Source organism: Mesorhizobium sp. CC13 (assembly GCF_039907765.1).
Classification (GTDB): Bacteria; Pseudomonadota; Alphaproteobacteria; order Rhizobiales; family Rhizobiaceae; genus Aminobacter.
This window is the reverse complement of record NZ_JARDJI010000021.1, coordinates 64,781-86,465: the sequence shown is the minus strand read 5'-3', so window position 1 is coordinate 86,465 and position 21,685 is coordinate 64,781. Positions and strand designations below refer to the sequence as shown.

Sequence of the window (21,685 nt, the reverse complement as noted above, 5' to 3'; positions counted from 1 at the left end):
ACCCAGCCAGCATCTTGAATCACAATCTGCTCAAAACAGGAATCCCAAATGATTCAATCAATCAGAAATCCGCTCTAAGAGGCTCGCTCGCTAAGGCTTTGGCGACTTGGCCGACGGCCTCGCGGGCTCGCATCTCAGGATGAGAGGCCGCGGAGCCGTACTGCTGCGTGGACGTGTCCGCCAGACTGACAGAAATCCCCCACTCCGTCACGGCTTCGCCGTGCCACCTCTCCCCCACTTCGTAGGGGAGAGGAAGGGCGCAGCGCCCGCAATTGCCTACCTCTCCCCCGTCGAACGGGGGAGAGGTGGTTTGCGCAGCAAACCGGAGTGGGGGTCGATTGGCGCCGCCGCCTCAGTAGCCCCCATGGTGAGCCTGTCGAACCACGAGGGCGCCAGGCACAATCTTCGGCGCGACAAGCCCCCCCCATGGTTCGACAGGCTCACCATGAGGGTACCGCCCTACCAAACCACCCTGTGGCTCTCGCCCGTCTGCACGTTCACGAACCCCTCGGGCACCGCATCCGTGGGAGCCACAAGCACCCAACGCCAGGGCGCACAGGTCAGCGTGGCGAATTGCAGCCGCTCTGGGAAGCCGGGGAACCAGCGCGGCGAGAAGGTCGGCTCGTAGAGCCAGTCGATCTTGCTGGCCTCGGCATAGAGCTTTTCCATCTCGGCATCGAGCGCTTCGGCGGGACGGTTGGTCATCAGCCCGCCGACCTCGTAGTGCACGTCGGCCACCAGCTTGCCGCCGGTGACCAGCGCCCAGCCGCCCTGGTTTTCCGAGATGCGGTTGACCACTTCGGCCATCGCCGCGTCCGAAGACCCGACGACCCAGATGTTGTGCTGGTCATGCGCCACCGTGCAGCCGACGGCCGTGTCGGGCGTCTTGGGGCCGCAGCCGAGCCAGAACATTTTTGCCACCCGGCCCTTGCCCGAATAGCGGTCGACGACTGCGAACTTGGTGATGTTGCGCTCAGCATCGCGCTGCACGTCGCCATCCGCCACCGGCAACTCGGTGGTGATGAAGTTGTCGTCCCAATGGAACGGGCGCAGCAGCGCCGCCTGCATCGTCGCGCGGCCCGGCTCGGCCGATATCGCGAAGTCCTGGGCGGTCAGGTTGCGGCCGACATTGACGGTCTTCGTCGCCCAGTCCGGCCAGTCGATACCTGGCAGGTGGCCGGTGAAGGTCTTACCCTCGGACACTTGCTCGCCGTCGGCCCAGACCTCGGCGATCGACACGGTTGCCGCCTTGTCGAGCAGCACCATGTCGGCGAAGCGGCCGGGCGCGATCGAGCCGACGAAGGGCGTCAGCCGCATGTGCCGCGCCGGGTTGATCGACACGCACTGGTAGGCGATCTCGGGCGCAAGCCCGCTTTCGATGGCGAGGCGGACATTGTGGTCGGTCGCGCCCATCTTCAGCGTGTCCGAGGCGCTGCGGTCGTCGGTGGCGAACGCCACCTGGCTCCAGTCGCGCAGGCCGCGCTGGAGCAGGCCCTTGATGATGTCGGGCATCGAATGCGGGCGAATCTCGATGAAGATGCCGCGCCTGAGCTTGTCCCACGCCTCCTCGGGCGTCCACGCCTCGTGGTCGGAGGAGAGGCCTGCGGCGGCGAAGGCGTTGATCGAGGCCAGGTCGCGCAGGCCGGCGCCATGGCCCTCGACCACGCCGCGCTTTTCGAAGGTCGCCTGGATCATGCCCCACAGCCTGCCGTAGGACGGGTTCTCCGGGTTCCACACGGCCGGCCAGTCCATGACCTCGTCGAGGCCGGCGACCATCGTGCTCTCGCCGAGGAAGCCGATCTGCTCGGCATAGCCGAAATGCCCGCCGCCACCTTCATAGGCCGTCGGCGGCACGGCCGAGCCGGGCAGCGGGAAAATCTTCATCGGCGAGCCGGCGCGGCGCGCCGTCAGCCAGAATGCGAGGTTGTTCGGGCCGTTGACGTTGGAGAATTCGTGGCTCGCCTCGCAGGTCCAGGTGTTGCCGCGCGGCATGACGAGCGCCGCCTCATGTTCGGGCGTCAGGTGCGAGCTTTCGATGTGCTTGTGCACCTCGCCGAAGCCCGGCACGGCGGCCAGATGGGTGCGGTCGACGGTCTCGCGCGCGGTGCCCGTAAAGCTGCCGGCGGGGCCGACATAGGCGATGCGCCGGCCGCGGATCGCCACCTCGCAATCGTCCATCCAGGTGCCGGTGTGCACGTCGAGCACGCGGCCGAACTGGACGAGTCGGTCGGCCTGGCGCTTGCCGAGCGCCACGAGGACGAGGTCCTGCCGGATCATGATTTCGTCGGCGGGATCGATGAGCAGGTCGGCGGGCAGGGGAGCTGTCTTGGTCATGGCCTCGCCTCTAATGCATGGCTCCAAAAATCGGAACCGGTTTCCGCTGTGCCAGTCCGGTTCGCCCGGAGGCTGGTGCGAGCATTTCGGCTTGATTCCCTTGATGCGATGATGCGAAGCGAAACCGGACTTGATTTGAGACTGGCATGAAAGGCCGCGCCATGCAGCAGACCCCGACCCGCAAGGTGATCATCGACACCGATCCCGGCATCGACGATGCGGTGGCGATCCTTCTGGCGCTGAAGTCGGCCGAGTTCGACGTCATCGGCATCACCACGGTCGCCGGCAACATCGGCATCGCCACAACCACGCGCAACGCCGGCCGCATCCTGGCGCTCGAAGGCCGCGTCGACGTGTCCGTGATTGCTGGCGCCGCCGGCCCGCTGTCGCGAAAAGGCTTCGACACCGCCGACATCCACGGCGATGACGGCCTCGGCGGCGTGGCCTTCCCCGATGCCTTGGCGCAGCCGGTGGCCGGCGACGCCGTCGCCTGGCTGCGCGACACGCTCCAGGCGGCCGACGCCGGTACCATCGACGTTCTGGCGCTCGGCCCGCTCACCAACATCGCCCGCCTCGTCACCGATCATACCGAGGCCGCACAGCGCATCGGCCGCGTCATCGCCATGGGCGGCGCGGTCTACGAGCCGGGCAACATAGGACCGCGCGCGGAGTTCAACATCGCCGCCGACCCCGAGGCCGCCGAGATCGTCTTCGCCGCCGGGCTCGACATGACGCTGATCCCGCTCGACGTCACCCGCAAGGTCCGCGCCACGCGCGACGACACCGCCATGCTGCAGGCATCCGGCGTGCCGGCCGCGGTCGCCTCGGGTGCGCTGATCGACGCCTATTTCCAGTCGACCACGGGCGGCGAGAGCCGGCCGCTGCACGACCCCTGCGTCATGCTTCTGGCGCTCGACGAGGCACAGTTCACCCGCGAGACGCTGAAGCTCACTGTCGACACCGGCACGACGCGCGACGCCGGCGCGCTGACGGTTTCGGAGGATGGCTCGCCCGTGTCGGTGGCGCTGAAGGTCGAGAGCGCCGCGGTGCTGAAGCTGCTCTATGACAGGCTGAAGGCGGAGTAGCGCCTTGTAGCATAACGGAAGGCCCCCACTCCGTCACGGCTTCGCCGTGCCACCTCTCCCCCACTTAGTGAGGGAGAGGAAGCGCCGATCTTGCAGGTCGCTGACCTGGCGGAACCTGTGTTCCTCGCGCACCAATTTCGTGAGGCAGAGGAAAGGGTGCCGAGCCTGCGGCCACTTTCCTCTCCCCCGTCGAACGGGGGAGAGGTGGTTTGCGCAGCAAACCGGAGTGGGGGTCGATAGCTCCTGAGTGGCCTTCATGGACGACCGCCTTGAAGGCTTGCCGCTGAACGACTTCGTCGCCTACGCCGCCGCGAGTTCCTGCTCGACCAGCGTCGTCCAGAACCTCACGCCGCTCGCCAGCGCGTCGTCGTTGAAGTCGTAGCGGCTGTTGTGGTGCAGGGCGCCATCGACGGCGGGGCCGTTGCCAAGCCAGACATAGGCGCCCGGCACCTCCTGGCTGAACATGGCGAAGTCGTCGCCGGCGGTGGACGGTGGGAACTCGGTCATCACCTTGTCGATGCCGAGCGCCGCCTGCGCCGCCGCCAGCGCCCGGCGGGTCGCGTCGCGGTCGTTCACCACGGGCGGCATCTGCCTGAAGTAGTGGTATTCCGCCTCAATGCCGTAGACCCGCGCCGAGCCTTCGGCAAGCGCGCCGATTTCTTCTTCCAGCTGGTCGCGCACGGCGGCCGAGTACGCGCGCGACGTACCGCCGATCTTGACCAGGTCCGGGATGACGTTGAGCGCCTCGAAGCTGCCGGCTTCCATCGCGCAGGCGCTGACCACCGCCGGCTGCAGCGGGTCGACGCGGCGGGCGACGATGGCGTGCAGCGCGGTCAGGAACTGGCCGGCGGCGGTCATCGCGTCGCGGCCGAGGTGCGGCTTGGCGCCGTGGGTGCCGATGCCCTTGAAGGTGACGGTCCAGCGGTCGGAGGAGGCGAGCTGCGGCCCTGCCACCACGGCCATGCTGTCGGGCGCGATGCCGGGCATGTTGTGCAGTCCGTAGACGGCATCGACCGGGAACTGCCTGAAGAAGCCGTCGGCGATCATCGCTTTGGCGCCGCCGCGGCCTTCCTCGGCCGGCTGGAAGATGAAGTGCACGGTGCCGGAAAAATTCCTGCGGCGGGCGAGCGCGCGTGCGGCGCCCAGCAGCATGACAGTGTGGCCGTCATGGCCGCAGGCGTGCATCTTGCCCTCTATGGTCGACTTGTAGGACCGCTCTTCGGCCATTTCGGGCATGGCGAGCGCGTCCATGTCGGCGCGCAGCGCGATGCGTCGCGACCCGTCGCCGAGCTTCAGCGTGCCGACGACGCCGGTCTTGCCGAGGCCCGTCTGTATGGCGATGCCGGCGTCCGTCAGCATCTTCTGCACGATGCCTGACGTGCGCACCTCCTCGAAGCCGAGCTCGGGATGGGCGTGGATGTCGCGGCGCAGCGCCGTCAGCATCTCGATTTCGCCCTTGTCGTGCCCGGCCGTCGATGTCATCACGCAAACTCCGTTCGGCCCGCCTCGCTGCTTTCAGCGGCGCCCAGGGCCATCGGCGCCACGTATCCCTTCTGCATCAGAAAGGCCCATTGTGCCACTCGCTCCGCATGAATTCTGGCAGACGGTTTTTCCCGCAGGCACGTTCGACACCGCGCCTTCCGACGGCTTCAGCGACCTCTACCCGGCGTCGCTGGCCGATGGGCGCCAGATCGCGCTGCCGATCAGGGTCCTGCCGGGCGACGGCAGCCGCGCTGTGGCCTCGATGATCGTCAACCAGGCGAGCTTCGCCGTCGAGGATGCCTTGTCGGATGCCATGGCCGCCCATGCCCGGGCCTACGGCCCCGAGGTCGTCATCGGCGTGCCGACGCTCGGCCTGCCGCTGGCCAACGGCGTGGCCCGGCGCCTCGGTCACGGCAGGATGGTGGCGCTCGGGACGTCCAGAAAATTCTGGTACAGCGAGGAGCTGTCCGCGCCGATGAGTTCGATCACCAGCCCCGAGCATGCCAAGCGGCTCTACCTCGACCCGCGCATGCTGCCGCTGCTCGAAGGCCGGCGCGTGCTGGTCGTCGACGACGTCATCAGTTCCGGCACTTCGATGCTGGCGGTACTGAAGCTCCTGGCCAAGGCCGGCATCAGGCCCGTCGCCTCCATCTTCGCCATGCTGCAGGGCGATGTCTGGCGTCAGGCGATCGGCGCGCACGACGCTTCGCTGGTGACGCGCATCCATGGCGCCATCGCCTCGCCGCGCCTGATCCGCACCGAAGCCGGCGCCTGGGTTCCGCTTCGGTCCTGACGATTCTGCGCAGGCGGCGGCGGGTGATGCGCGCCAGGCAGGCAGCCATGTTTTGCGACGCGGTTGCCGTCGCCATGCAACTCCTGTTTGCGGCCGTCGCCGACGCCACGCCCGTGCGGTGCGGTCCGCGATGCCTTCGCCCGGGATAGCGCGATATTGGCTAGTTCAGCGCATTCTTATACTTGACTAAAAAAATCATATTACCTAGGGAGAGACAGTCTGGTCGTAACCGCAGGAGCGGCTGCGCCGGGTCAAGAAATTCGCCAACGTCGCAGTTCAGGCAGGCCGGGCGCGTCCTCGTTTCGGGGACGCGGGGCGTTGCCATGTCTTTCCCGGAGCGCAAACTTGAACGGTCTGGACCTCGTCTCGCCCCACGTCGCCACCCATCTGCGCACCGCGCTCAGGCTGATCCATTTCGGCGGCCTGGTGCTGGGCTTCGGCGGCGCGCTCTTCCTCGACCTGTTGCTGTCGCGCTACCGTCGCTCGCCGCTGACGGCGGAACTCGTCGGCGATGTCGAATGGATCAGCCGCTTCGTCGCCCTGGGGCTCGCGCTGCTGTGGTTTTCCGGCGTCGGTTTCCTGCTGCTCTACCAGGCAACCGAGCCGGAAAAACTGCTCAACCCGAAGCTCTGGGCCAAGGTGACGATCGTGGCGATCCTCACCCTCAACGGCATCGCCGTCCATCGGCTCGTGCTGCCCTTCCTGAACCAGCGGATCGGCAGCCGGTTGCTGGACGGCATAACGCCCGGAAGGAAAGCGGCGCTGATCGGCTGCGGCGTGGTCTCGGCCGTGTCCTGGACGATGCCGGTGATCCTCGGCGCGGCGCCCCAGCTCAACTTCGTCGTCCCCTGTGCGATCATTCTTGCGGCCTATGCCGCAGTCATGCTGCAGGCTTTCCTGATCGCATCCTTTGCCATGCGCACGCCGAAGGCGGAAAGCCTTGCCGTCGGGGCGTCCCGGCACCCGTTGGCGGGCTGAGTTTTCCGGCCGCAGCGCATCGCTGCTGAACCGGGCGGCAACGCCGTCGCCGGGCCGGGCGTGTCCAGAGGCCGCAGGCCCCGACGATTGAGGGGCCGGCGGCTCCCCGCTAGGATGTGGCCATCACGTCTGCGGCCGGCAGGCGAGGGTGGGGACCATGCTGACAAGATACGTCGTTCTGGGTGCGGGCGTGCTCGTCGCCGCCGCGGCTGCGGTGCTGGCCTACGCATTGCTTCCGGGCGGATCCGGAGGACTTCTCCGGCCGGGAAATGCACAGGTCGTCGCCCGCGGCAAGGCGGTCTATCTCGGCACGTGCGCCGTCTGCCATGGCGCCAACCTTGAGGGCCAGGCCGACTGGCAGACGCCCGACAAGGACGGATACCTGCCGGCCCCGCCGCACGATGCCGACGGCCATACCTGGCACCACGCCGACCAGCTGCTGTTCGACATCACCAAGCTCGGGGTGACGGAAGGCGCCAAGCTGAAGGACTACAAGTCCAGGATGCCGGCTTTCGAAGGGACATTGCCGGACGAGGACATCATCGCCGTGCTGTCCTACATCAAGTCGACCTGGCCCGAGGATATCCAGAAGGCGCATGCCGAATTCGAGCGCGCCTACGAAATGCAGTCGCAAGCCAAGCGGTGACCGGCCGCAGCGAAGCTGCGCGGTCTTGCCTGTTCACGGTGAGCAAGATGGGCTGTCCGCCCAGGTTGTCATCCCAACACCATCTCGTCATGCGTACTCGGCGATGACGGCAAGGAAAGCCGGCCCGTAGCGGTCGAGCTTTGCCTCGCCGACACCGGGCACGTTGGCCATTTCCGCGCGCGATGCCGGGCGCGCCGCAGCGAGCTCGATCAGCGTCTTGTCGTGAAAGATCACATAGGGCGGAACGTTTTGGAGGCGCGCGATCTCCGTGCGCTTCTGGCGCAGCGCCTGGAACAGGTCGTGGTCCGCCTCCGAGACGGCGGACTGCGCAGCACCGCGCGCGACCTTGCCGCGCCTGGCGCGCGGCGGGGCCGGCACGCGCAGCATCAGCGCCGGCTTGTTGCGCAGGAAGTCGCGGCCGGCGGGCGCGATCGACAGGCCGCCATGGCCGGTGAGGTCGACGTCGATCAGGCGCAGTGCGATCAGCTGGCGCAGGATCGCCCGCCAGGTGCGGTTGTCGTGCTCTTTCCCGATGCCATAGGTGGAGATGCGGTCATGGCCGAACTGGGCGATACGCTCGTTGTCCACGCCCAGAAGCACGTCGACGATATAGGCCTGCCCGAAGCGCTCGCCGGTGCGGTAGATGCACGACAGCGCCTTTTGCGCCGCGATGGCGCCATCAAAGAGCTTTGGCGGCTCGGCACAGGTGTCGCAATTGCCGCAGGGTTCGCAATCGTCGCCGAAATAGGACAGCAGCACCTGCCGGCGGCAGCTTGCGGTCTCTGCCAGTCCCAAAAGCGCGTCGAGCTTCTGCCGCTCCATGCGCTTGCGCTGGTCGGGCGCCTGCGATTCCTCGATGAAGCGGCTGCGCAACGCGATGTCGTCGTAGCCATAGAGCATCAGCGTATCGGACGGCAGGCCGTCGCGCCCGGCGCGGCCGGTCTCCTGGTAGTAGGCCTCGATGCTGCCCGGCAGGTCGATATGGGCGACAAAGCGTACGTCGGGCTTGTCGATGCCCATGCCGAAGGCGACGGTGGCGACCATGATGACCGCCTCGCCATGCTGGAAGCGCACCTGATTGGCCTCGCGCGCCGCCTTGTCCATGCCGGCATGATAGGCGAGCGCATCGTAGCCGAGGCCCTGCAGCCAGGCAGCGGTCTCTTCGGTCCGGCGTTTCGACAGGCAGTAGACGATGCCGCTCTCGCCCTCGTAGCGCTTGAGGAAATCCTTGAGCTGGGCGCGCGGATTGTCCTTTTCCTCGATGGCGTAGCGGATGTTGGGCCGGTCGAAACCGGCGATGAAGGCATCCGCTTCGGCGATGGCGAGATGCGACAGGATCTCCGCGCGCGTCGGCTCGTCGGCAGTCGCCGTCAGCGCCATGCGCGGGGTACCTGCAAAGCGCGTCACCACCGCGTCGAGCTGGCGATAGGAAGGCCGGAAATCATGCCCCCACTGTGATAGGCAGTGCGCCTCGTCGATGGCGATCAGCGACAGCTTCACGCCCTCGAGCAGTTCCAGCACGTCCGGCCTGAGCAGCGTTTCGGGCGCGACATAGAGAAGGTCGAGCTGGCCGGTGCGGATGTCGCGCCACAGGGAGCGGCGGTCGTCGAGCGCAAGGTCGGAATTGAGCGCGGCCGCACGCACGCCGGCCTGCCGCAGGGCCGCAACCTGGTCGGTCATCAACGCCAGTAGCGGCGATACGACGAGGCCCATTCCCGGGCGGACGATCGCGGGGATCTGGTAGCACAGCGACTTGCCGCCGCCCGTCGGCATCAGCACGAAGGCGTTGTTGCCGGCGATCACATGCTCGACGATGCGCGCCTGCGGTCCCCGGAAGGCATCATAGCCATAAACGGTCTTGAGGATTTCGAGGGCGGAGGCGGTCATCGGCGCAGTATGGAGAATCATGGAAATGTCCTTCATAGCAGCTTCGCCGCGATAGCGGTCATCGTGCGCCCCCCTGCAACACTTCCTCGGTGTGCTCGTCCTGACAGGATGCATGGAACCAACGCCCGACCAGGCGATAGGGCCTCCGCCGCCTCACTATGCCTTCGCCCTCGATGCGGGCTTCCGCCAGGACCGGTGCCGAATGGTTCGGCGCGGGATCGTGCAAGGGGCCAAACCTGACAGGTAGCTGTGGGCTATCTGCAGAAATTAGCAGAAAAGCGCAGTTATTCAGTGCGCTAACGAAGGTCTGGCGGAGAGAGCGGGATTCGAACCCGCGATACGGTTCCCCGTATACACACTTTCCAGGCGTGCGCCTTCAACCACTCGGCCACCTCTCCGCGTCGCGCGCCTTGCGCCGGCCGGTTTCGCCGGGCTGGTTGGGAGTGCGTGCATCTCCTGGGCGTGGCTTGCGGCCGCTCGGGCCTGCAATCGGGCGCAGTCAACCTGCCTGACGCCTTCGCCTGCAGCCGAACGCGATCGCTTGCGTTCCGCTGCGGGGCTCATCTAGTCGATCCGGCGCCGCTTGCCAAGCGGTCGCGTCGCAAATCTTGCCGGCGAATTGGCCGTGCCGGCAAAATGCGGTGCACTGCGCCGGCGTGGGCGGCAGTGTATGGCGGGAACGAGGGGCAGCCGACGCTTGGGCGCGTCTGCTGGCCAGGCTCCGGTCGAGCCTCCGGGGCTCGGCCGGACGGCTGGCTTCGCCCCCCATCTTGCCAGCGGCGGCCGTCGTGAGCAGACTGGCCGCGGAGCGGCACAAGGTGCGGGGGAGAAAATGTCCACAGAGGGCGGCGAAGGCGGCGCGGGCGAAAGGAACATGCTGGGCTGGCTGCCGGTGGCCTGGGTCTGTATCGTCATGGCGCTTGCCGCACGCGGCATAGACGGCAGCCTGGCAAGCGTCTGGAGCTACTCGTTCCCCGGCTCCGTGCTCGCCTTCATCTATGGCTCGATGGCCGTCGGCGTCATCGCCATCGCCTGGGGGCTCTATTTGCTCTGGCTCGTCTACCAGCGCTCGCCGCGGTTCGCCGGCCAGTTCACGCTCTGGCAGTGGGCGGTCATCGCCGCCCTCGTCGTCAAGCAGCTCTACGTGCTCGCCGCACCCGACTTCGCCTTCAGCCTGACCGCGCTTGCCTGGAGCGCAGGCGAGATCGTCGTCGGCGTTGCGATGATCGTGCTCGTCAAGCGTGAGCGCCGGGGCCGGCCGGCGGCCGTCGCTGCCCCGGGTGCGCCGCGGCCGGCGTTGTCGATCGTGGCTTCGATCGGACTCGTGCTGCTCGGCATCGTCCTCGGCGGCGCGCTTGGCCTGGCGGTGGGGCTCGGCGGCGGCCAGCTCTACGCCTCGGCAACCGACATGAGCTGCTTCGAAGGCGGCTGCGGCTATTTCGTCATCTTCATGGGCCTTGCCGGCATCATCGTCGGCGCGCTCGCCGGCGGCGTCTTCGCCCTCTGGCGCGTCCTCGGCCGCCGCTCCGGCCAGCCGGCATAGGCCATTTGCCTGTCAATTCGCCGTGTCCGTGATTGCGCGCGCTGCCCGCACACCTTATCTCTGGTGGCGAAACCGATACTTCAGGACCTCTCATGATCCGCTTCGTGTTCCGTCTCGCTGCGGCGATCGCGCTTTCGGTGGCCGTCATCATGGCCGTGCTCGACGCGACGCGGACCGTTGCGGTGTCCAGGCTGGTCATGACGCCGCTCGATACCAGCTGGTCGACCGCGTCGCCGAGCACCTTCGCCGCCACCGAGGGCTTCGTCCGCGACAAGGCCGGCCCTGCGGCCTGGGAAGCGGTCGTCGTCCCGCTGCTCGACCTGCCGGGCTTCGCGATCTTCGCCGCGATCGCCTTCCTGCTCTATGCGGTGGGCCACCGCCGTCGCCCGGGACGTTTCACCGGCGAGGTCTGAAACAATTCGCCTGCGGCGACCGTATCGGCAAACGATGAAGGGAGAATGCCCATGTTTTTCCTGAGCGACATGCTGAACAAGAAGCTGAAGATGCCGGCGCCCGCCGAGGCGCTGCCCGGCCGCGACCGGCCGATCCCGACCGCCTCGAAGCACTACGTCTCCAAACGCCCGCTCAAGGGCCCCTATCCCGAGGGCACGGAGCAGGCGATGTTCGGCCTCGGCTGCTTCTGGGGCGCCGAGCGGCTGTTCTGGCAGACGCCCGGGGTCTGGGTGACCGCTGTCGGCTATGCCGGCGGCATCACCCCCAATCCGACCTACCAGGAAACCTGCACCGGGCTCACCGGCCATGCCGAAGTGGTGCTGGTCGTGTTCGATCCCGGGGAGGTCTCCTACGGCCAGTTGCTTAAGATCTTCTGGGAAGCCCACGATCCCACCCAGGGCATGCGCCAGGGCAACGACGTCGGCACCACCTATCGCTCGGCGATCTACACTTTCGGCGAGGCGCAACAGGCCGAGGCGATCGCCTCGCGCGATGCCTACCAGGCGGCGCTCAAGTCCGCCGGCCGCGACAAGATCACCACCGAGATCGCGCCGGCGCCGGCGTTTTACTTTGCCGAGGAGGATCACCAGCAGTATCTGGCCAAGAACCCGTATGGTTATTGCGGCCTGAAGGGCACCGGCGTGAGCTGTGCGATCCCGCAGCAGGCATAGTCTAGCCGTTGGTTTTGCTGTGGATTTGGATGGCCACAGCATTTTTCCAAAAGGTCAAGATTCCGCGTGAATTTTGCCTTGGCCCGTGCAAGATATGGCCATGAGCGGGGGGACGCGATCCTCGCCATGCGCCGGGCGGCAGCCAGAGGAACGGCCCGCACGGTGATCGAAAAAGACAACCGACAGGGTGTGGATCACATGAAACGTATCGTTCTTGGCCTCCTGGCGGCCACCGCCATGTGCCTTCCGGCGTTCGCAGCTGAAGTTCAGCCGGCGCTGCTCTACGATCTCGGTGGCAAGTTCGACAAGTCGTTCAACGAAGCGTCCTTCAACGGCGCCGAGAAGTTCAAGGCCGAGACCGGCATCGCCTATGTCGAGTTCGAGGTGTCCAACGCCTCGCAGCGCGAGCAGGCGCTCCGCCGCTTCGCCGAGGATGGCCGCAACCCGATCGTCATGGCCGGCTTCGCCTGGTCGGAAGCGCTCGACAAGGTCGCCACCGACTATCCGGACATCAAGTTCGCCATCATCGACATGGTCGTCGAGAAGCCGAACATCCGTTCGGTCGTGTTCAAGGAGAACGAGGGCTCGTACCTCGTCGGTGTCATGGCCGCGCATGCTTCGCAGTCCAAGAAGGTCGGCTTCATCGGTGGCATGGACATCCCGCTGATCCGCAAGTTCGGCTGCGGCTATGTCGGCGGCGCCAAGGCGGCCGGTGCGACCGAAGTCATCCAGAACATGACCGGCGACACGCCGGCTGCCTGGAACGACCCGACCAAGGGCGGCGAAATCGCCAAGACCCAGATCTCGCAGGGCGCCGACGTGATCTACGCCGCGGCCGGCGGCACCGGCGTGGGCGTGCTCCAGGCTGCGGCGGATGCCGGCAAGCTCGGCATCGGCGTCGATTCCAACCAGAACGGCCTGCACCCGGGCAAGGTGCTGACCTCGATGCTCAAGCGCGTCGACACCGCCGTCTACAACGCCTTCATGGACGCCAAGAACGACAAGTTCACCGGCGGCGTGAACAATCTCGGCCTCAAGGAAGGCGGCGTCGACTACGCGCTCGACGACAACAACAAGTCGCTCGTCACCGACGACATGAAGGCCGCCGTCGAGAAGGCCAAGGCCGACATCATCGCCGGCACCATCCAGGTCCACGACTACACCTCGGACGACAAGTGCCCCTATTGAGCGCTGGGTGAATGAAATGCGCCGCCGGGCCTGGTCCGGCGGCGTTTTTTATAGCCGATCGGCTACCAGTGCGGAGGCTTGGTCACCGGCGTGTCGGGCGCGGAGCTTTCTTCGAGGGCGAGGAAACGCTCGGTCAGGGCGTCGAGCTTCTTCTGCATGCGGTCGATGACCGTCCACTGCTCGGCGATCTGGCCGGAGAGCTCCTCGATCATGTGCTCCTGTTCCGCATTGCGGATTTCGAGCGTCGTCAGCCGGTCCTCGGGCGTGGTCATGGTCTTTCCTCCTCGGTCCGCAGCAATGGCAACAGGTCGAAAGTGGGCGCGGTCCGCCCGTTTGTCGAGGGCGCGGGCCCGAGTCGATTGGCAGGGCAGGATGGGCGTGCTAGCTCTTCCGGCAAGCCATAACAAGAACATAAGAAACGTGAGTGGGACAGGCGTATGGCGGAAGCTGCTATCGAGCTGATCGGCATCAACAAGAGTTTCGGCGCCGTCCGCGCCAACCGCGACATCGCGCTCGAGGTTCCGCGCGGCACCATCCACGGCGTCATCGGCGAGAACGGCGCCGGCAAGTCGACGCTGATGTCGATCCTCTATGGCTTCTACCAGGCCGACAGCGGCGAGATCCGCGTCAACGGCAGACCGACCGCCATCAAGACGCCCAACGACGCCATCGCCGCCGGCATAGGCATGGTCCACCAGCACTTCATGCTGGTCGAGAATTTCTCGGTGCTGGAAAACGTCATCCTCGGCGCAGAAGGCGAGGCCCTGCTCAACAAGTCGATTTCCAAGGCGCGCTCCGAGTTGCGCCGGCTGGAGCAGGAATATGGCCTCGAGGTCGATCCCGATGCCATCATCGAGGAACTGCCCGTCGGCCTGCAGCAGCGCGTCGAGATCCTCAAGGCGCTCTATCGCGGCGCCGAGATCCTGATCCTCGACGAGCCGACCGGCGTGCTCACCCCGGCCGAGGCCGATCACCTGTTCCGCATCCTCAAGCAGCTCAAGGACCAGGGCAAGACGGTGGTGCTGATCACCCACAAGCTGCGCGAGATCATGGCCATCACCGACAACGTCTCGGTCATGCGCCAGGGCACCATGGTCGCCACCCGCAAGACCAGCGAGACCACCGTCGAGGAACTGGCCGAGCTGATGGTCGGCCGCCGCGTGCTCTTGCGCGTCGAGAAGGGCGAGGCCAAGCCCGCCGACGTCAAGCTCTCGGTCAAGAACCTGACCGTCAAGGATTCGCGCGGCGTCACCATGGTCGACGACGTCTCCTTCGACGTCCGCGCCGGCGAGATCGTCGGCATTGCCGGCGTCGCCGGCAATGGCCAGTCTGAGCTGATGGAAGCGATCTCGGGCATCCGCAAGGCGGTGTCGGGCACCGTGCTGCTGGACGGCAAGCCGATCGAGGTGACCGGCAATGCCGACCCGGCCGAGCTGCGCGATCGCGGCCTCGCCCACGTGCCGGAGGACCGCCACCACGTCGGCCTGGTGCTCGCCTTCGAGGAGAATGAGAACTCGATCCTCGGCTATCACGACAAGCCGCAATATCTGAAGGGCCCGTTCCTCAACCTCGACGCGATCCAGAAGGACGCGCAGGACAAGATCGCCAAATACGATATCCGCCCGGCCAACCCGCGGCTCAAGACCGCCAATTTCTCCGGCGGCAACCAGCAGAAGATCGTGCTCGCGCGCGAGATCGAGCAGGACCCCGGCGTGCTGATCGTCGGCCAGCCGACGCGCGGCGTCGACGTCGGCGCCATCGAGTTCATCCACAAGCGCCTGATCGCCATGCGCGACCAGGGCAAGGCCGTGCTTCTGGTGTCGGTCGAGCTCGACGAGATCCGCTCGCTGTCCGACCGCATCCTGGTGATGTTCGCCGGCCGCATCGTCGGCGAGCGCGGGCCCGAGGCCGGCGAAGGCGAACTCGGGCTTCTCATGGCAGGCGTCGAACACAAGGAGGCCGCCGAATGAGCATGCCTTACGCAAAACTTCCGGCCTGGGCCGACTACGGCCTGATCCCGCTGATCAACCTGCTGGTCGCCTTCATCGTCGCCGGCCTGGTGGTGCTGCTCGTCGGCGAAAATCCGTTCCGCGCCGCCGTCATCCTCGTCGAGGGCGCCTTCGGCAGCGGCCAGGGCCTCGCCTACACGCTCTACTACGCCACCAACTTCATCTTCACCGGCCTTGCGGTGGCGGTCGCCTTCCACTGCGGCCTGTTCAACATCGGCGGCGAGGGCCAGGCCTATATCGCCGGCCTCGGCATCGGCATCGTCGCGCTAGCCTTCGACAGCGTGCTGCCGTGGTGGCTGACCTTTCCGCTGGCGATCATGGCCTCGGCGCTCGTCGGCGCGCTGTGGGCGCTGATCCCGGCCTACCTGCAGGCCAGGCGCGGCTCGCACATCGTCATTACCACCATCATGTTCAACTTCATCGCCGCCTCGGTGATGGTCTACATGCTGGTCAACGTGCTGAAGCCGGTCGGCGCCATGGCGCCGCAGACGCGCCAGTTCCTCGACGGCGCGCAACTGCCCAAGCTCGGCTGGCTGCTGGCCGAATTCGGCCTCAAGGTCCGTCCGTCGGCGCCGCTCAACGTCTCGTTCCTTTTGGCGCTGGTCATGGCCTTCCTGGTCTGGGTGCTGATCTGGCGCACCAAACTCGGCTACGAGATCCGCACCATGGGCTTCAGCCCGAAGGCGGCGCGTTATGCTGGCATCTCGGCCTCCCGCATCACCATCGTCACCATGCTGATCTCGGGTGCGCTCGCCGGCATGATGGCGCTCAACCCCATCCTCGGCGACCAGCACAACGTGCCGCTCGACTTCGTCAGCGGCGCCGGCTTCGTCGGCATCGCAGTGGCGCTCATGGGCCGCTCGCATCCTGCCGGCATCGTGCCCGCCGCCATCCTGTTCGGCATGCTCTACCAGGGCGGCGCCGAACTCTCCTTCGAGATGCCCAACATCAGCCGCGACATGATCGTCATCATCCAGGGCCTGGTGATCCTCTTCGCCGGCGCGCTCGAACACATGTTCCGCCCGGCCATCCAGGGCATCTTCGCCAGCGTCAGTCCGAAATCCGTCGGCATCGCCGCCGCAAAAGGGGAGCGTGCCTGAGATGGAATTCATCGACACGCTCATCAATGTCCTGAACTCGACGGTTCGCCTGTCGGTGCCGCTGCTGCTCGCCTGCCTCGCCGGCCTCTATTCCGAACGCGCCGGCGTCTTCGACATCGGCCTCGAGGGCAAGATGCTCGCCGGCGCCTTTGCCGGTGCCGCCGCTGCCGCCGTCTTCGATTCCGCCTGGATCGGCCTGTCGGTCGCCGTCGCCGTCTCCATCTGCATGTCGCTGATCCACGGCTTCGCCTCGATCACCCATCGCGGCAACCAGATCGTCTCGGGCGTGGCGATCAACTTCATCGCCGCCGGCTCCACCATCATCCTCGGCCAGGCTTGGTTCCAGCAGGGCGGCCGCACGCCGTCGCTCGAGCCGGAGGCGCGCTTCGGCGCCATCAACCTGCCGGGCGCCGATGCGCTGCGCGACGTGCCCGTCATCGGCCAGCTCTATTCGGGCCTGCTGTCGGGGCATTCGCTGCTGACCTACATCGCCTTCCTTGCCGTGCCGTTCACCTGGTGGGTGCTGTTCCGCACGCGCTTCGGCCTGCGCCTGCGCGCCGTCGGCGAAAACCCGGCCGCCGTCGACACCGCCGGCATCTCGGTCGCCTGGCTGCGCTACCGCGCCGTCATCTGCACCGGCATCCTCACCGGCCTTGCCGGCTCCTACATGGCGCTCGCCCAGAACGCCGGCTTCGTCAAGGACATGACCGCCGGCCGCGGCTACATCGCGCTGGCTGCCCTGATATTCGCCAAGTGGCGCCCGGTGCCGGCCATGTTCGCCTGCCTGCTGTTCGGCTTCCTCGACGCGCTGTCGATCCGCCTGCAGGGCACGCCCCTGCCGGTCATCGGCAAGGTGCCGGTGCAGTTCATGCAGGCGCTGCCCTATGTGCTGACCGTCATCCTGCTCGCCGGCTTCATCGGCAAGGCCATCCCGCCGCGCGCCGGCGGCGTGCCCTACGTGAAGGAGCGGTGAGTATGGTCGAATTTACCCCCACCCCTATCCCCTCCCCACAAGGGGGAGGGGAACAACCAAGCGCCGACGCCAAGTCCCCCTCCCCCTCGTGGGGAGGGGTTAGGGGTGGGGGTATCCAGCCAGCTCGGGGCCTCCGCCATGAGCCATGAACTTTTCCAGGCAGCGACTGCCGCGATGGCCAAGGCCTACGCGCCCTATTCCAAGTTCCCCGTGGGCGCGGCGCTGAGGACCGAGGACGGCCGCATCTTCGCTGGCGCCAACATCGAGGTGGCGTCCTATCCGGAAGGTTGGTGCGCCGAAACCACGGCGCTTGGCCACTACATCATGGGCGGCGGCGGCAAGATCACCGAGATCGCCGTGGTGGCGGCGCGCATGGCCCGCATCACGCCCTGCGGCGGCTGCCGCCAGCGCCTTGCCGAGTTCGCCGGCGCCGACACCAAGCTCTATTTGTGCGACGAAACCGGCGTGGTGGAGACCGTGACCATGGGCCAGATGCTGCCCTACGGGTTCCAGGGAGAGGTCCTGAAATGAAGGAAGCCGTCGATCGTCTCGTCGAGCGCCTCGGCGGGCTCGCGCCGTCGACCGCGCTGGTGCTCGGCTCCGGCCTCGGCAACCTCGTGGACGAGGTCGAGAACGCCGTCCGCATTCCCTATGCCGAGCTGCCGGGTTTTCCGCGCAGCGGCGTGACCGGCCATGCCGGCGAGATCGTCGCCGGCCTGTTCGGCGGCCGCCCGATCATCATGATGGCCGGCCGCGCCCATTATTACGAGCACGGCGATGCAGCCGTGATGCGCCCGGCGATCGAGGCGCTGGCCGGCATCGGAGTGACCCGGCTGCTGCTCACCAATGCGGCGGGCTCGCTCAGGCCCGAGATGCAGCCCGGCTCGATCATGCTGATCGAGGACCACATCAATTTCTCGGGCACCAACCCGCTGTTCGGCGAGCCGACCGACCGCCGTTTCGTCGGCATGACCGAGGCCTATGACGCGGGCCTACGCAAGGCTTTCGAGGCCGCCGCCACCGACGCCGGCATCGAGCTGCACAAGGGCGTCTACATGTGGTTCTCCGGTCCGTCCTTCGAGACCCCGGCCGAAATCCGCATGGCCCGCCTGTTCGGCGCCGATGCGGTCGGCATGTCGACCGTTCCCGAAGTCATCGTCGCCCGCTTCCTCGGCCTCAAGGTGCTGGCTTGTTCGGTCGTCACCAACCTTGCCGCCGGCATGACCGGCGCCGAGCTGTCGCACGGCGAGACCAAGGACATGGCCCCCATCGGCGGCGCGCGCCTCGCCTCGGTCTTGCGCACGGCCTTCGACAATGGCTCGTTCGATGCGTGAGGCGGGGGCGGGGCGATTGGAAGCCGCTGCGTTCCTTCGCGCCCCCCTCTGGCCTGCCGGCCATCTCCCCCACAAGGGGGGAGATCGGACGCGTCGACGCCACGCCAATTCCTGCGGCATAGTCGAGCGCTTTGGTCGACCAGGAAATTCCGTTCGGCTGCACACGGGTGGGCGAGGCGCCGATGATGGCGTGATCTCCCCCCTTGTGGGGGAGATGGCCGGTCCTTCGACCAGCTCAGGACCAGAGGGGGGCAACGTCGGGCGCCACGCTGCCCAGGCCGTGAGCGCCCACTGATGCTCCCGCAGGAAATCATCCGCCGCAAGCGCGACGGCAAGGCGCTGACCCCGGACGAGGTCAAGGCCTTCGTCGCCGGCATCACCTCCGGCGCGGTGTCGGAAGGCCAGATCGCGGCCTTCGGCATGGCCGTCTTCTTCAACGGCATGGGCCGCGACGAGGCTGTGGCGCTGACCACCTCCATGCGCGATTCCGGCGATGTGCTCGACTGGTCCGGCCTGCCCGGGCCGGCCACCGACAAGCACTCCACCGGCGGCGTCGGCGACAATGTCTCGCTGATGCTCGCACCCATCGTCGCTGCCTGCGGCGCCTATGTGCCGATGATCTCCGGCCGCGGCCTCGGCCACACCGGCGGCACGCTCGACAAGATGGATTCGATCCCGGGCTATGCCAGCCAGCCCGACCTTGCCCTGTTCCGCCGCACCGTGCGCGAGGCCGGCTGCGCCATCATCGGCCAGACCTCAGACCTCGCCCCCGCCGACAAGCGCTTCTACGGCGTGCGCGACGTCACCGCGACGGTGGAATCGGTGCCGCTCATCACCGCTTCGATCCTGTCCAAGAAACTCGCCGCCGGCCTGGGTTCCCTGGTGCTCGACGTCAAGCTCGGCAATGGCGCGTTCATGGAGAAGACGCGCGATGCCTCGACGCTGGCGACCAGCCTGGTCGAGGTGGCGAATGGCGCGGGTCTCAAGACCACCGCGCTCATCACCGACATGAACCAGCCGCTGGCGTCTGCCGCCGGCAACGCCGTCGAGGTCCAGAACGCGGTCGATTTCCTCACCGGCCGCTTCCGCGACCCGCGCCTGGAAGAGGTTACGCTGGCGCTTGCCGCCGAGATGCTGCTGTCCGCCGGCCGTGCCGCCACGCAGCGCGAGGGGCTTCAGCGGGCGCGGCTTGCACTGGAGGACGGCACCGCCGCCGACATCTTCGGCCGCATGGTCTCCGTCCTGGGCGGACCAGCCGACTTCGTCACCAAACCCGGCAAGTATCTGCCCACGGCCGATGTCGAGCTTGCGGTGAAGGCGCCGCGCGCGGGCTATGTCAGGGCCATCGCCACGCGAGATATCGGCCTCGCCGTGGTCGCCCTCGGTGGCGGCCGCACGCGACCGCAGGACAAGGTCGACCACGCCGTCGGCATCACCGGGCTCTTGCCCGTCGGTTGCGGGGTGAGGTCGGGGGAGGCGCTGGCACGAGTCCATGCCCGCAGCCAGGCTCAGGCCGAGGCCGCCGCGGTGGCCGTGCTTGCGGCCTACGCAGTGGACGACGCCAAGCCCGCTGCCGCCAAGGCCATCGCCAGGCGGATCGCGCCGCAGGATTGAGTTCTCGTCCTTCGAGGCTCGCCCGTTCCATATTGACCTGACCCGAGGCCGCGGTGCGGGCTCGCACCTCAGGATGAGCAGCGTCGGCGCTCAAATGCTGATCGATTGCGAAGGGCGAATCTGAAACTGGCGGAGCCAGTTGGCGGGGAGAAGCGCTCCACGTTGCTCATCCTGAGGTGCTCGCCTGACAGGCGGGCCTCGCAGGACGCGCCATCTTGCCGGCCCTACTGCACCAGCAGCAGCGCGCCGTTCTCGACCTGGTACTTCTTCAGCCGCGACAGGAAGCTCATGCCGATCAGCGTGCCTTCCAGCGCCTTGTCCTCGAGCACCACTGCCGGCACGTCCTCGACGGTGATGCGGCCGATCTGCAGCCTGTCGATGCGCGCCACCGCGGCCTTGGCGACGCCGTTGGCGGTGTTGACCTCCTGGGTGAAGTCGGCCGCCGCCACCTTCACGCCGGCCTTGCGCGCGGTCGAGAGGTTGATCGCGACCACCGTCGCCCCGGTGTCCACCATGGCGTCGACGGAGCGCCCGTTGAGCTTGAAGGTCGCGGTGAAATGGCCGCGCAGGTCCTGGTCGATCACCACCCGCCGCGCGCCCGTCGATGTCGCCGCCACGTTGGCCTGGACCGGCTTGCCGGCTGCCGCCTCGCTGCCGGACGAAGCCGTCAGCAGCGCCCTGAACGTGTCGCCATTCTTCTCGTACAGCGTCGGCAACGACGCCGACGTACCGGCGGCGACGCCGAATATGATCAGTTTACGCAGCATTGTGACGCCTCTTGTTTTGGCGTCATCCTAGGCGGCACAAGGTGATCGGGGCTTTAACGCGGCGGCCCGCGAGGACGCCGTCGCGAAAGGCGGTGAACAGCCGGTTAAGCCGGCTACTTCGTGCCGTACATGCGGTCGCCGGCATCGCCGAGGCCGGGCACGATGTAGCCCTTTTCGTTGAGCGCGCGGTCGATCGAGGCGGTGAACACGGGCACGTCGGGATGCGCCTTGGTGAAGCGCTCGATGCCCTCCGGCGAGGCGAGCAGGCAGAGGAAGCGCAGATTGGTGGCGCCGCGGCCCTTGAGCTTGTCGATCGCCGCGATCGCCGAATTGGCCGTCGCCAGCATCGGGTCGACGACGATGACGAGGCGGTCGCCGATGTCGCTCGGGGCCTTGAAGAAATACTCGACCGCTTCCAGCGTCTCGTGGTCGCGGTAGAGCCCGACATGGGCGACGCGCGCCGCCGGCACGAGGTCCAGCAGGCCTTCGAGCAGGCCGTTGCCGGCGCGCAGCACCGAGGCGAACACCAGCTTCTTGCCCTCGAGCGTCGGCGCCTCCATCGTCTCGATCGGCGTCTCGATGGTCTTGGTGGTCAGCTCGAGGTCGCGGGTGACCTCGTAGCCGAGCAGCAGCGAGATCTCGCGCAGCAGGCGCCGGAACCCGGCCGTCGAGGTTTCCTTGTCGCGCATGATGGTCAGCTTGTGCTGGACAAGCGGATGGTCGACGACGGTCACGGTCATGGCTTACGCTCCTGGAAACTCGGAAATTGCGGCCATTCTATCGGCAGGCACGTCGCCTACCAACGACCTGCCTGCCTCGAACCACAGT

Annotated in this window: 20 protein-coding genes and 1 tRNA gene; 14 read left to right on the top strand and 7 right to left on the bottom strand. The window is 67.1% G+C overall.

What is annotated here, in order from left to right; genetic code table 11:
- Window positions 1-459: 459 nt before the first annotated feature.
- Window positions 460-2,334 carry an adenine deaminase C-terminal domain-containing protein gene (locus tag PV773_RS21855; protein WP_347968387.1) on the bottom strand — a complete coding sequence of 625 codons (1,875 nt, stop codon included), beginning with the start codon at window positions 2,332-2,334 and terminating at the stop codon, window positions 460-462.
- Between the two features lie 146 nt (window positions 2,335-2,480).
- Here PV773_RS21855 and PV773_RS21850 point away from each other — a divergent pair, with 146 nt between their 5' ends.
- Window positions 2,481-3,419 (top strand): nucleoside hydrolase, encoded by a 939-nt coding sequence (locus PV773_RS21850; protein ID WP_347968386.1) that lies wholly within the window; start codon window positions 2,481-2,483, stop codon window positions 3,417-3,419.
- Between the two features lie 300 nt (window positions 3,420-3,719).
- Here the strand turns inward: PV773_RS21850 and PV773_RS21845 are convergent, their stop codons facing one another.
- On the bottom strand, window positions 3,720-4,901 hold the full coding sequence (locus PV773_RS21845; RefSeq protein WP_347968385.1) for an amidohydrolase: 1,182 nt from the start codon (window positions 4,899-4,901) through the stop codon (window positions 3,720-3,722).
- Window positions 4,902-4,992: 91 nt separating this feature from the next.
- On the opposite strand from PV773_RS21845, the gene PV773_RS21840 reads away from it, so the two are divergent.
- From PV773_RS21840 to PV773_RS21830, 3 genes are all read left to right on the top strand, one after another.
- Window positions 4,993-5,694, top strand: a complete 702-nt coding sequence (locus tag PV773_RS21840; RefSeq protein WP_347968384.1) for a phosphoribosyltransferase — start codon at window positions 4,993-4,995, stop codon at window positions 5,692-5,694.
- Between the two features lie 345 nt (window positions 5,695-6,039).
- On the top strand, window positions 6,040-6,672 hold the full coding sequence (locus PV773_RS21835) for a hypothetical protein (protein WP_347968383.1): 633 nt from the start codon (window positions 6,040-6,042) through the stop codon (window positions 6,670-6,672).
- 157 nt (window positions 6,673-6,829) lie between these two features.
- Window positions 6,830-7,318 carry a cytochrome c gene (locus PV773_RS21830; protein ID WP_347968382.1) on the top strand — a complete coding sequence of 163 codons (489 nt, stop codon included), beginning with the start codon at window positions 6,830-6,832 and terminating at the stop codon, window positions 7,316-7,318.
- An 87-nt stretch (window positions 7,319-7,405) separates the two neighbouring features.
- Here the strand turns inward: PV773_RS21830 and recQ are convergent, their stop codons facing one another.
- Window positions 7,406-9,205: a DNA helicase RecQ gene (gene recQ / locus PV773_RS21825; protein ID WP_347968389.1), complete on the bottom strand. Its 1,800-nt coding sequence runs from the start codon at window positions 9,203-9,205 to the stop codon at window positions 7,406-7,408.
- A 308-nt stretch (window positions 9,206-9,513) separates the two neighbouring features.
- Window positions 9,514-9,603 (bottom strand) — tRNA-Ser (locus tag PV773_RS21820).
- A 434-nt stretch (window positions 9,604-10,037) separates the two neighbouring features.
- Here PV773_RS21820 and PV773_RS21815 point away from each other — a divergent pair.
- The 4 genes from PV773_RS21815 to PV773_RS21800 all read left to right on the top strand — a co-directional run bounded on the left by PV773_RS21815 (window position 10,038) and on the right by PV773_RS21800 (window position 13,060).
- Window positions 10,038-10,748, top strand: a complete 711-nt coding sequence (locus PV773_RS21815; protein ID WP_347968381.1) for a hypothetical protein — start codon at window positions 10,038-10,040, stop codon at window positions 10,746-10,748.
- A 92-nt stretch (window positions 10,749-10,840) separates the two neighbouring features.
- Entirely contained in the window at window positions 10,841-11,161 is a 321-nt protein-coding gene (locus tag PV773_RS21810) for a hypothetical protein (RefSeq protein ID WP_340035986.1), read from the top strand.
- Between the two features lie 51 nt (window positions 11,162-11,212).
- Window positions 11,213-11,872 carry a peptide-methionine (S)-S-oxide reductase MsrA gene (gene msrA / locus PV773_RS21805; protein WP_347968380.1) on the top strand — a complete coding sequence of 220 codons (660 nt, stop codon included), beginning with the start codon at window positions 11,213-11,215 and terminating at the stop codon, window positions 11,870-11,872.
- Between the two features lie 198 nt (window positions 11,873-12,070).
- Entirely contained in the window at window positions 12,071-13,060 is a 990-nt protein-coding gene (locus PV773_RS21800) for a BMP family ABC transporter substrate-binding protein (protein ID WP_347968379.1), read from the top strand.
- A 62-nt stretch (window positions 13,061-13,122) separates the two neighbouring features.
- On the opposite strand, the gene PV773_RS21795 is transcribed toward PV773_RS21800, so the two are convergent.
- Entirely contained in the window at window positions 13,123-13,332 is a 210-nt protein-coding gene (locus PV773_RS21795) for a SlyX family protein (RefSeq protein WP_347968378.1), read from the bottom strand.
- Between the two features lie 165 nt (window positions 13,333-13,497).
- Between PV773_RS21795 and PV773_RS21790 the strand changes: the two genes are divergently transcribed.
- The 6 genes from PV773_RS21790 (at window position 13,498) to deoA (ending at window position 20,090) form a co-directional block, all read left to right on the top strand.
- Complete coding sequence (locus PV773_RS21790) at window positions 13,498-15,030, top strand: ABC transporter ATP-binding protein (protein ID WP_347968377.1); 1,533 nt, start codon at window positions 13,498-13,500, stop codon at window positions 15,028-15,030.
- Window positions 15,027-16,169 carry an ABC transporter permease gene (locus tag PV773_RS21785; RefSeq protein WP_347968376.1) on the top strand — a complete coding sequence of 381 codons (1,143 nt, stop codon included), beginning with the start codon at window positions 15,027-15,029 and terminating at the stop codon, window positions 16,167-16,169. Before PV773_RS21790 ends, PV773_RS21785 begins: the two co-directional genes overlap by 4 nt.
- Window position 16,170: 1 nt before the next feature.
- On the top strand, window positions 16,171-17,142 hold the full coding sequence (locus tag PV773_RS21780) for an ABC transporter permease (protein ID WP_347968375.1): 972 nt from the start codon (window positions 16,171-16,173) through the stop codon (window positions 17,140-17,142).
- Between the two features lie 138 nt (window positions 17,143-17,280).
- Entirely contained in the window at window positions 17,281-17,673 is a 393-nt protein-coding gene (gene cdd, locus PV773_RS21775; RefSeq protein ID WP_347968374.1) for a cytidine deaminase, read from the top strand.
- Entirely contained in the window at window positions 17,670-18,476 is an 807-nt protein-coding gene (locus PV773_RS21770) for a purine-nucleoside phosphorylase (protein ID WP_347968373.1), read from the top strand. Before cdd ends, PV773_RS21770 begins: the two co-directional genes overlap by 4 nt.
- A gap of 294 nt (window positions 18,477-18,770) precedes the next feature.
- Window positions 18,771-20,090, top strand: coding sequence for a thymidine phosphorylase (deoA, locus tag PV773_RS21765; RefSeq protein WP_347968372.1), 1,320 nt, complete (start codon window positions 18,771-18,773; stop codon window positions 20,088-20,090).
- A 224-nt stretch (window positions 20,091-20,314) separates the two neighbouring features.
- Here deoA and PV773_RS21760 read toward each other — a convergent pair whose 3' ends face one another.
- Both PV773_RS21760 and upp read right to left on the bottom strand, forming a co-directional pair.
- A complete protein-coding gene (locus tag PV773_RS21760; protein WP_347968371.1) occupies window positions 20,315-20,857 on the bottom strand; it encodes a TIGR02281 family clan AA aspartic protease in 543 nt (180 codons plus the stop codon).
- A 113-nt stretch (window positions 20,858-20,970) separates the two neighbouring features.
- On the bottom strand, window positions 20,971-21,597 hold the full coding sequence (gene upp / locus PV773_RS21755; protein WP_347968370.1) for a uracil phosphoribosyltransferase: 627 nt from the start codon (window positions 21,595-21,597) through the stop codon (window positions 20,971-20,973).
- Window positions 21,598-21,685: the final 88 nt, after the last annotated feature.

Excerpts from the sequence above, each read along its gene's own strand:
- deoA (WP_347968372.1), top strand. The coding sequence starts at position 18,771 with ATGCTCCCGCAGGAAATCATCCGCCGCAAGCGCGACGGCAAGGCGCTG.
- PV773_RS21760 (WP_347968371.1), bottom strand. The coding sequence starts at position 20,857 with ATGCTGCGTAAACTGATCATATTCGGCGTCGCCGCCGGTACGTCGGCG.
- PV773_RS21810 (WP_340035986.1), top strand. The coding sequence starts at position 10,841 with ATGATCCGCTTCGTGTTCCGTCTCGCTGCGGCGATCGCGCTTTCGGTG.
- PV773_RS21850 (WP_347968386.1), top strand. The coding sequence starts at position 2,481 with ATGAAAGGCCGCGCCATGCAGCAGACCCCGACCCGCAAGGTGATCATC.
- PV773_RS21855 (WP_347968387.1), bottom strand. The coding sequence starts at position 2,334 with ATGACCAAGACAGCTCCCCTGCCCGCCGACCTGCTCATCGATCCCGCC.
- PV773_RS21815 (WP_347968381.1), top strand. The coding sequence starts at position 10,038 with ATGTCCACAGAGGGCGGCGAAGGCGGCGCGGGCGAAAGGAACATGCTG.
- recQ (WP_347968389.1), bottom strand. The coding sequence starts at position 9,205 with ATGACCGCCTCCGCCCTCGAAATCCTCAAGACCGTTTATGGCTATGAT.
- PV773_RS21800 (WP_347968379.1), top strand. The coding sequence starts at position 12,071 with ATGAAACGTATCGTTCTTGGCCTCCTGGCGGCCACCGCCATGTGCCTT.
- msrA (WP_347968380.1), top strand. The coding sequence starts at position 11,213 with ATGTTTTTCCTGAGCGACATGCTGAACAAGAAGCTGAAGATGCCGGCG.
- PV773_RS21795 (WP_347968378.1), bottom strand. The coding sequence starts at position 13,332 with ATGACCACGCCCGAGGACCGGCTGACGACGCTCGAAATCCGCAATGCG.
- PV773_RS21830 (WP_347968382.1), top strand. The coding sequence starts at position 6,830 with ATGCTGACAAGATACGTCGTTCTGGGTGCGGGCGTGCTCGTCGCCGCC.
- PV773_RS21770 (WP_347968373.1), top strand. The coding sequence starts at position 17,670 with ATGAAGGAAGCCGTCGATCGTCTCGTCGAGCGCCTCGGCGGGCTCGCG.
- PV773_RS21780 (WP_347968375.1), top strand. The coding sequence starts at position 16,171 with ATGGAATTCATCGACACGCTCATCAATGTCCTGAACTCGACGGTTCGC.
- upp (WP_347968370.1), bottom strand. The coding sequence starts at position 21,597 with ATGACCGTGACCGTCGTCGACCATCCGCTTGTCCAGCACAAGCTGACC.
- PV773_RS21790 (WP_347968377.1), top strand. The coding sequence starts at position 13,498 with ATGGCGGAAGCTGCTATCGAGCTGATCGGCATCAACAAGAGTTTCGGC.
- PV773_RS21785 (WP_347968376.1), top strand. The coding sequence starts at position 15,027 with ATGAGCATGCCTTACGCAAAACTTCCGGCCTGGGCCGACTACGGCCTG.
- PV773_RS21845 (WP_347968385.1), bottom strand. The coding sequence starts at position 4,901 with ATGACATCGACGGCCGGGCACGACAAGGGCGAAATCGAGATGCTGACG.
- cdd (WP_347968374.1), top strand. The coding sequence starts at position 17,281 with ATGAGCCATGAACTTTTCCAGGCAGCGACTGCCGCGATGGCCAAGGCC.